A 1,057-nucleotide genomic window follows, 5' to 3' on the forward strand; every position below is an offset into this window, starting at 1 on the left:
ATCTGGAATAGACTTGTTGAGTTTCCACGATTTCAGCGGCAAATAACCATTTAGGGCGCTTTTTGTTTACGCCAGACCCGGGAAATAAGTGGAAACGTCGATTTCGACACCCTTGATACTCGCGTTTTTCTTCATGTTTACCGATATTGCCAAGCAAGCCGCTCAATAAAGCCTTATGAATAGAGTCATAAGAAGCCTCGCTATCATTTTCCTTGATGCCGATGCTTTTTAAAACGAGTAATAGTTGTCTATGTATCTCGCGCCACTCCCTCATACGCACAGCGGATAGGAAGTTTTTCTGGCAAAAGCGCTTTAATTGATTATTGCTTAGCTCCTGGCGTTTATCTTCAAAGAATTCCCACAACCGCAAAAAAGAAAGGAAATCTGATTCAGGGTCTTTATATTCCGCATGAGCCTGGTCAGCTGCTTGCTGCTTATCTGCAGGGCGCTCACGAGGATCTTGTATGCTTAAGCCGCTAACAATAATCAGCACTTCTTTTACTGCGTTTAAGTCCTGAGCGCTAAGCAGCATGCGTCCTAAACGAGGGTCTGTGGGAAGCGTCGCAAGTTTCTTGCCCAACGCTGTTAAGCGGTTGTTTTCATCGACGGCCTGCAACTCAAATAGTAGTTTATAGCCATCATTTAAAAGACGAGAGTCAGGTGGATCAATAAACTGAAAGTCTTTCACTGCCCCGAGTCCGGAGTCGATCATTTTAAGAATAACAGCCGCTAGATTGGTGCGCTGTATTTCCGGATCGGTAAACTCAGGTCGTGAAATAAAGTCGTCTTCACTGTAAAGTCGATAACAAATACCTTCAGCAATCCGCCCACAACGACCCTTTCGTTGATTTGCACTCGCTTGGGAGATTGACTCGATAGGCAAACGCTGTAATTTTGAGCGATACGAATAGCGGGAAATCCGCACGGTACCGGGGTCAATTACATAGCGGATACCAGGCACTGTAATTGAGGTCTCAGCGACATTAGTAGAAAGGATGATTCGTCTGCCAGAGTGAGGTTGAAACACCCTGCTCTGGTCTTTGGTACTTAACCTGGC

The 1,057-nt window shown here is 45.4% G+C and carries 1 protein-coding gene; it reads right to left on the minus strand.

Annotation, left to right across the window (positions count from 1 at the left end):
* Window positions 1-1,027: oligonucleotide/oligosaccharide-binding fold domain-containing protein (locus tag A3729_RS01800; RefSeq protein WP_369820058.1), on the minus strand; the 1,027-nt coding region annotated here is incomplete at its 3' end.
* Window positions 1,028-1,057 lie beyond the last annotated feature (30 nt).

The sequence above is a fragment of the Oleiphilus sp. HI0043 genome (assembly GCF_001634935.1).